We start from the raw sequence: 5376 nt of genomic DNA, 5'->3' as shown, positions 1-5376 counted from the left end.
CCGGCGGCTCTTCTTCGTCATCTTCGCTCCTGATTCGCAGCAAGAATCCTCGCCGCTGTCAGGCAGAAAATCCACTCAAGCTACTGTCCGAATTTGCGGGGCCAGCTCTTTAGCACAAGCGGCACGCTCCCCAGGATCCGCAGCAACCCGCGCAACCACCGAACCCCCAGCCACCATACCCCCAGTCATCGAACCCGATGTCGTCATAGAACCCAATGCTGAACCCGCAGCCGCCGCAACCGCAACCACGGAAGCCACGGCAACCACGGAAGCCACCGCAACCACGAACGCCAACAAACCCACCACCACCGCAACCACGGACGCCAACAAACCCGCCACCACCGCAACCTCGGCCGCCGCCGCACCCGCCGCCACCATGGCCGCACCCGCAACCACCGCACCCGCGCGCTAGCTGCACGCCGCTGCCAAAGTTTTCTCTATCGAAAAGATGGAACGTGGCCAGACTGACGTCGGCCATTTCCTCTTCGCCAAGAAAGAAGCGCTGATTTGGCGAGGTATTGGATTGCGGGATATCGGCAGCGGGCATTGTGGATGCGGATGCACTACCCGCCAGCGAAAGACCCAGTCCGGCGGCACCTAGCGCCTTCACGGTGGTGGCTTTGGCTGTGCGTTTCTGCTTCGAAGCTTGCTTGACCCGTGGCATGGTCTCACCCTCCGCAGTTCTTGTGAAAACGCTCCGCAAGAGTGCGCTCGGCGAAACCGGCGCGCAAGGGTTACCTGTGCCATAAAATGCGAAACATCTCATCGAGCTCCATTCATCTTCATGAGCGAGATCGAGACATAACCACTTTTGGTTGAGCCATCTGCGCACATGCAGCAGCATGGACCTGTATGTCAGGCCCTGGCCCGAATGCGAAGTCTAAGCGGGCCGCCAAACAGTCTGCTTATCGGGGTAGACCGGAAACGGCGATGCGCCCGCGAGCAATAGCCTCTGCGCTCGCGGCCGGTTGTTCAAGGGCGTGCGACAAGCAATGGCAGCACGTCTGCGCCGCCTGCCATGAGGGGATTCGACGGCTCGAAATGCTCCCGCAATTCTCGCTTCCGGACGAGTGAGCGCGCATCGAGAAACGCATCCTTCAGGCTGACCGCTTTCCGGAGCGCGACATTGAAAAAAGCGTCGCCGAAATAGGTCCACTTGGCCTTGTCCTGACAGCCGAACGATGGATGGTTGGCATCGGCCGCGGTGATGACCAGCACGTCGGGATTCGCCAGACGCGGGATAAAAACCCCTGAATAACAAGCCGAGATGACCACCACCTTGTGCCGCACACCTGTTCTCGCGAGCATGTCGCCGAGACGAGATGGCGTGAGCGTTTCTGTGAGCCGCCCCGCCTTGATTGCAAGGCCGTCAGGAGAGCCATGCGAGGTGAGAATCAAAAAGAGAACATCCTTCTCGGTATCCAAGCGGTTGGCTGCCGCCTGCAACGACCTGGCCAGAGCTTCGATCGTTGCATTTCCGCCTTTCTTGGAATTGTACTCCACGTTGATCGGGCCAGTCTCGAAACGGCCGGCTACGACCTGAGCTGCGCGGGTCGCCTCGGATCTAAACACGCCTTGATCGCCGAACAGGCCAAAGGACACCACGCCAACCTTTCCGGCGTCCTCAACAGCATGTACCGGCGAAACCAACGGCCAGATGGTCAGGAAAAAAGCGACGAGCGGAGCGACGAGCCGCCTGATCGAGGACCTGGAGGTCATGGCGAACCTCGATTCGAGATCGCCGCCACAGAACTGCGGCTCAACGCAAAATAGCCGAAAGCCAGTGAATTTTCATCCTTCGAAACGGCACGGGTATTGGTTCGGATATGGCCCCGTCGGGGACGCTTCGCGGCCATGGACCCGTCCTAAAGTGCGCCTGGGAAGCAATGCCATTTCAAGAGTTTGACGCAAAATGCGCTGTACGACTGCGAGCACATGGTATTCAATCCCTGGAACTGTCTGCCTGGGCACGGGCCGCTCGGCAGCGTCAACTGGATGCGGCTCGCCGTCTATCTTGCCTCGCGGCAGGTACGGCGGAAAGTGAACTTGGTGGGTCATGAGCAGCGAGCCGAAGCCCGATCGTTTGGGCGGACTTCAGCGGACACAGGGGCCGCCGAATGTCGAGAATGAGGCTCCGCATGCCGAACGCCGCCAGCTCACAGTGACATTTATCGACATCGTCGGTTCGACACCCCTGAGCGAGCGGATCGATCCCGAGGAGTTCTTCGCGATTATCAGAACTTACCGCGATATCTGCGACGAGCAGATTCGCTACTACGGCGGTCATATCGCCAGAATGATTGGTGACGGGTTGCTCGCATTTTTTGGTGTCCCGCAAGCCCATGAAAATGATCCTGAGCGCGCGGTCCGCGCCTCTTTGGCGATTGCCGCGGCGATCCAGGAACACAAGTTTCTGCTGTCGGACGGCAGCTTCGTTCGCCTCGGCGTGCGCATCGGGGTCAACACCGGGGTCGTCGTCGTCGGCAGCGTGCCGGGCGAGCCCCCCGATCGACGGGAAGTGTTCGGCAGTACGGCGCATGTCGCTGCCCGCCTGCAAGGACTCGCGAGCGAGAACGGTATCGTAGTCGGCTCGAGCACTTACGATCTGACCCGCAGAACCTTCAGCTATGCGCCGCTTGGCCGACAAGCTCTCAAGGGCGTGGAGGAGCCGGTCGAGGCTTGGCGTGCAGAGGCGCTTGGGTCAAACGAAAGCAGGTTCGACCGCGCGCGGAGGTCGCCTCTTGCCCCGATGATAAACCGAACCAGCGAAAGTGCGTTACTTGCCGAGATGTGGCAGCAGACTCTCGCCGGCTCGGGACAAGTTGGCGTCATTTCCGGCGAGCCCGGCATCGGCAAGTCACGTTTGATCCGCCAGTTCCGCAGTTCGCTCGGTGCGTCTCCGCGTGATGTTCTGTCGCTGCAATGTTCACCGTTCCACATCAACACGCCGCTTGCCCCAGAAATCGAGCGCCTCATGCGCGCGACTGGCATCCACGAGACCGACAACGCGGAACTCGCGCTGGCAAAACTGCAATCGCTGTTGGCGAGCGCCGTCACCGATCTCAAGCAGGCGCTTCGTTACTACGGGGCGTTGTTATCGATTCCCGCATGCGCGGGATACGAGCCCGCGGATTTCGGATCTCCCCTGGAGCGCGAGCGCGCGTTTCAGGTGTTCGTCGACGCTCTTGTCGCGGCCTCGCGCAAGCAGCCGATCCTCGGGATCGTCGAGGACGTCCAGTGGATGGACCCGACCACCATCGAACTGCTGGTACGCGTGATTGCTCGCTGTCCTGACGAGCGGATCATGGTCCTGATCACGCATCGCGATGATTACAAGGCCGACTGGTTGTCAAGCACGGCAATTAGACGGGTCCCCCTCCGGAAGCTGGCAGCGCATGAATGCGAGCAGATGGTCGCAGCTGTCGCGGGCAGCGATTTCGTGCCGCGCCAGATTACCAGCCAGATCGTGGAAAGGACCGACGGGGTGCCACTCTTTGTCGAGGAGTTCACGCGGGCCGTCGTCGATGCCGGAGCGGTCCCGCTGGCCGCCGAAAGCCCTGCGCCGAAGTTGCCGGAACCCCTGGTGCCGTCAAGTATTCACGATTCCCTGATGGAGCGTCTTGATCGTCTCGGTCCTGCCAAGCGCGTCGCCCAGATCGCCTCCGTTTTCGGAAGGCGTTTCGACTATGAAGGCATTTTCAACGTGTTTCCGGATAAGAGCCAAACGCTGCCACAGGCGTTGCGAGCTCTCGAGAGAGCGGGGATCGTGTATCGCGGCAAGGAACCTCAAGGCGAGGTCTTCACGTTCAAACATGCGATGATACAGGAAGTCGCCTACTCCTCGTTGCTCATGGAGGAAAGGCGTGAACTCCATGCGCGCGTGGCATCGTGGCTGCTCCAGGAAGCCTCCATTGAAGAAAGCGGCCAGCCGGCGGTATTAGGCTATCATTATGCGCGCGCAGGCAACATTCCGGAGGCGATCGAGGCCTTGCTCCAGGCTGGCAAATCCGCGCTGCGCAGATCTGCCACCAAGGAAGCCGTGGCTCACCTTCGCGAAGGCCTCTCGCTGATATCCAAGATGCCGGCGTCGCCACGGCGCTTCGAGGCTGAAATCGGACTGCAATCCAATCTGGCGATGGCGTACACGGCCAACGCCGGATGGTCCGACCCGAACGTCTATGGCCCCTACAGTCGTGCACTCGAGCTTTGTGCGAGCCATGGCACCATTCGCGAAAAGGCGACGGTGCTGTGGGGAAGTACCATAGCCAAGCTGGTCAACTGCGAGCTCGCCAAGGGCCTCGAACACGCGGAAAATTTCGTCCGGCGTGCGGAAGAGTGGCGCAACGACGAGGCCGCCCTCATGGCCTACACCGCCGCCGTGATCGCCAATTTCTTCCTCGGTCGTTTGCAGCAGGCGAGTGAGCTCGCGGCTCTGGTCAGCGCTCGCTACAATCCGCGCGAGCACGGCAAGCTGGTCCAGACCTATCAGCATGATCCATTGATTGTATCGCTCGTCTATTCCGGACACATTGAATGGCTGTTGGGCCGGCCCGGCCGGGCCAGAGAGTGCTGCGTGACGGCGCGGCAGCTTGCGAACGAGATCGGACATCCGTTCATGGTGGCTTTTGCCTCCATTCTCGGCGTCGCCGATCACTGGTATGAGGGTGACCTTGCGGAGAACCTTGCCAGCGTGAAGCGTGGTCTGAAGGTCGCTGACGAGTATGGCTATCCGATGTACCGGGTCATCGGTCCATTGTGGGCAACCGCAGCGTTGGCGGCACGAGGCCCCGCGCCGGACGTGCTCGAGCAGCTATGCGGCCTGCTCGATAAGCTTCCCCCCGAGAACCGGTGCATCCAGATGCCGCTCTATCGAATTCTGCTTGCCACGGAATTCGGACGGATCGGGCAGATGGGCAGGGCTCGAAACTTCGCTGCCTCGGCTGAGGCCCTGGTGAAGCAAACCGGCGAGCGCTGGGCTGCTCCCGAGATTTACCGGATCCACGGCTCGCTGCTGTGTCGCGATCCATCGCGGGACGACCGGGCCGCGATGCGCTTGTTCAAGCGCTCGCTTGCCTCTGCCAGGAAGCTCGGGGCGGTCGGTTGGGAATTGCGCACGGCGATCAGCATCGCGCGCCTGGTCAGCGCAGGCGAGAGCGCATCCGGACGCACTGAGGCACGAGACCTGCTAATATCGATCCGGGCGAAATTCGCATGTGCGGAAACTTCCCGCGATCTGCGCGAGGCTGATGATCTGGTGAGAGTGTTGAACTAGTACCCGGAATCAGAGCTGAGTGATACGGCGGCCTTTGAAACGGCGTTGACGGACCTTTTTCTTGGTCCAGACGAAGGGCTCGGCTCTGTCGTTGTATGCGTTGA

Annotated in this window: 2 protein-coding genes and 1 pseudogene; 2 read left to right on the top strand and 1 reads right to left on the bottom strand. The window is 60.9% G+C overall.

Features of this window, described 5'->3' with window-relative positions; translation table 11 throughout:
* Positions 1 to 412: pseudogene (locus QJT78_RS48020) on the top strand (hypothetical protein); the annotation flags it as partial.
* Between the two features lie 560 nt (positions 413 to 972).
* On the opposite strand, the gene QJT78_RS48015 reads toward QJT78_RS48020, so the two are convergent.
* Entirely contained in the window at positions 973 to 1719 is a 747-nt protein-coding gene (locus tag QJT78_RS48015; RefSeq protein ID WP_028154682.1) for a C13 family peptidase, read from the bottom strand.
* A 337-nt stretch (positions 1720 to 2056) separates the two neighbouring features.
* Between QJT78_RS48015 and QJT78_RS48010 the strand changes: the two genes are divergently transcribed.
* Complete coding sequence (locus QJT78_RS48010) at positions 2057 to 5272, top strand: adenylate/guanylate cyclase domain-containing protein (RefSeq protein ID WP_038952878.1); 3216 nt, start codon at positions 2057 to 2059, stop codon at positions 5270 to 5272.
* Positions 5273 to 5376 lie beyond the last annotated feature (104 nt).

Origin of the sequence: Bradyrhizobium sp. Mp27, assembly GCF_029953005.1 — a bacterium.
Lineage (GTDB): Bacteria > Pseudomonadota > Alphaproteobacteria > Rhizobiales > Xanthobacteraceae > Bradyrhizobium > Bradyrhizobium barranii.
The sequence above is the reverse complement of the archived record's forward strand: the minus strand, read 5'-3'. Positions and strand labels throughout refer to the sequence as shown.

Coding starts and splice junctions, on each gene's coding strand:
- QJT78_RS48015 (WP_028154682.1), bottom strand. CDS start 1,719: ATGACCTCCAGGTCCTCGATCAGGCGGCTCGTCGCTCCGCTCGTCGCT.
- QJT78_RS48010 (WP_038952878.1), top strand. CDS start 2,057: ATGAGCAGCGAGCCGAAGCCCGATCGTTTGGGCGGACTTCAGCGGACA.